3 protein-coding genes and 1 pseudogene are annotated in these 2132 nt (G+C 49.0%); 1 reads left to right on the forward strand and 3 read right to left on the reverse strand.

Translation table 11 applies throughout. The annotated features are described in order from the left end of the window. A partial coding sequence (locus ABGY95_RS11525; RefSeq protein WP_347441832.1) for a hypothetical protein occupies positions 1-381 on the forward strand: 381 nt, incomplete at its 5' end. On the opposite strand, the gene ABGY95_RS11530 is transcribed toward ABGY95_RS11525, so the two are convergent. The 3 genes and pseudogenes from ABGY95_RS11530 to ABGY95_RS11540 form a co-directional block, all read right to left on the reverse strand. Next, a complete protein-coding gene (locus ABGY95_RS11530) occupies positions 378-881 on the reverse strand; it encodes a hypothetical protein (RefSeq protein ID WP_347441833.1) in 504 nt (167 codons plus the stop codon). The genes ABGY95_RS11525 and ABGY95_RS11530 overlap by 4 nt on opposite strands. A gap of 198 nt (positions 882-1079) precedes the next feature. Next, entirely contained in the window at positions 1080-1547 is a 468-nt protein-coding gene (locus tag ABGY95_RS11535) for a hypothetical protein (RefSeq protein ID WP_347441834.1), read from the reverse strand. A gap of 88 nt (positions 1548-1635) precedes the next feature. Continuing rightward, a pseudogene (locus ABGY95_RS11540) lies at positions 1636-2132 on the reverse strand (coproporphyrinogen III oxidase); the annotation flags it as partial.

A 2132-nucleotide genomic window follows, 5' to 3' on the forward strand; every position in this document is an offset into this window, starting at 1 on the left:
ACAAACAGACCATCCGCTGGCGTATCGCTAGGACTCTCACTCCTAATTGTCGGATTCGAATTTGAGTACGCCTCCACACAAGAAGACCGCCTAACCAACGCTCCCTCTCTCAAAACAAGTATGTTCAATATCCTTTTTCAAACACCATTTAGCAGTCTCGCTGGCCTTCAGTTTTACGCTACTGCAGGCGGTGGCCTTTACCGGGAACAACTTGTGGAAAGCCTTACAACTGGTTTAGGAAGTAATGTCGGGGGAGGAGTAAAAGTCCCGCTTACAGGCCCGTTTCGCCTACGACTCGACTATAGACTCTTCTCCCTAAAGGGCTCTGCGTTACACCCTCGTGCTCAACGAATCTATGCGGGACTCAGTCTATCGTTTTAGGGAGTGACTTCGCCGAAGTCCACAACCAGTTCAAGGTTGATTGGCATCTGTCCAAGTCCGAAGGAACCATTGAACGTTTCGTAAAGACCCTGAACTTCGTTCGGGATTTCTTCGTTCAAAATCTGCGCTACAGAATAATCCGCCTCAGGAACAGTGGGATCAATAAACCATACATAGAGAACATTATTATTTGGCCCTGGCTCTACCGCTTTATAGACCTTCCAACCAGAAGCTTGTTGCACTCGCTCAGGATTCTCACTTTCAGCCATCACCTGACCCAAACGCGCCATCACTTGCTCAAAAGCTTCCGCACTGTCTTGTTCGATGTAGTTAAACACCATGCCTACAGGCTCATCTAATGTTTTGAATGCCTGGGCCTCCGCCAACCGGGGCGATAAAGACAATCCCGCAACTAACCCAAAGATCACTGCGAGCGACAAGATACAACCGCTCCAAGCTAACTGCCATCGCGACTCACCGAATATCCAAATTCGAGACATCAGTTCACCTCAGCACACATTTGATCTGAACATTACTAAACCGCGGACACCAGAGGAATCTGACACCCACGTGCATCGCGAGAGACGCGACTCATCTTGAAGGAATACGCAAGACACCGCGGACAAGCACGGCTCTCGAATAAAAAAACGGGTGACGGCGTACTTACACCCACCGTCACCCGAAAAAAATAAGCTAAATTAAAAATCAGCGACTAATTCCAGCTGTACGGGCAGCGCCTTAGTTTGTCCATCCGTAAGCGCGTTGGTATAGCTCTCATAAATCGTCTGCATTTCATCTGGCGGCACAACCTCATTAATGATCGTCGCTGCCGCATAGTTCGCTCCACTAACGACCGGATCGATCACCCACACATACGGCACAGAACCCTGCCCCGTAAAGTCAGCACTTGCGCGAAAAACCTTCCAGCCTCTCGCCTGATCCGTTCTATCAGTTTCATTAAGCGCCTCGCCCAACTTCTGCATGACAGCTTCATAATCTGAACGTGCACCCGGCTTAACGAATTCAAACATTAACGCAGAGCTTCCACTGAATTCAGTCGTCGGCTGAGCTTCAACGGTATTGGCAGTTACAAACATCCCCAGCACTATGCCAATGGCGAGAGTCGCGACAAGCGCGCTACCCATCAAGAGCCGCTGGCGAATCATTGGTCGGTTTAAAAACGAGCTCATCTTTCTCTCCTCCTGGTCGGCAACTTCTTTCTAAATAGCTGATTACTTTACCGTACACAGCGTTCTAGACGAAAGTTCTCATTACCTCATTTGATAGAAGCATACCCTTTCGGCTCAAACGCCATCGCCCATCCTCATCAATTAGGAGCCCCTGATCCATATAGGGCTTTAAATCAGAGCCAAAACGAGTTCGCAAGTTTACATCGTATTGCTCGCCAAATTCATGAATATCTATGCCTTCATTCAGTCGAAGCCCCATAAATATTGCTTCGCCTATCAGCTCTTCAGCACTCAGGTTCCGATGCCCTTCGGCAACAGTTCCTCGTTGCCCAATCGTATCAATGTAATCCGTAATTTCAGATATGTTTTTCCATCGGCAACCATCAAGCATGGAGTGGGCACCGCAGCCAAACCCGACCCAGTTTTGATAGCGCCAGTACTTGAGGTTATGACGAGAATACCGCGCCGACCGGGCTACGTTCGAAATTTCGTACTGCTGGTAGCCAGCATTATCCGTCACGCCTAATGCATCAAAATACATGCCCGAAGCGTCTTCCTCCG

Origin of the sequence: Rubritalea sp. (genome assembly GCF_039830215.1) — a bacterium.
In the GTDB taxonomy this organism is placed as follows: domain Bacteria; phylum Verrucomicrobiota; class Verrucomicrobiia; order Verrucomicrobiales; family Akkermansiaceae; genus Rubritalea.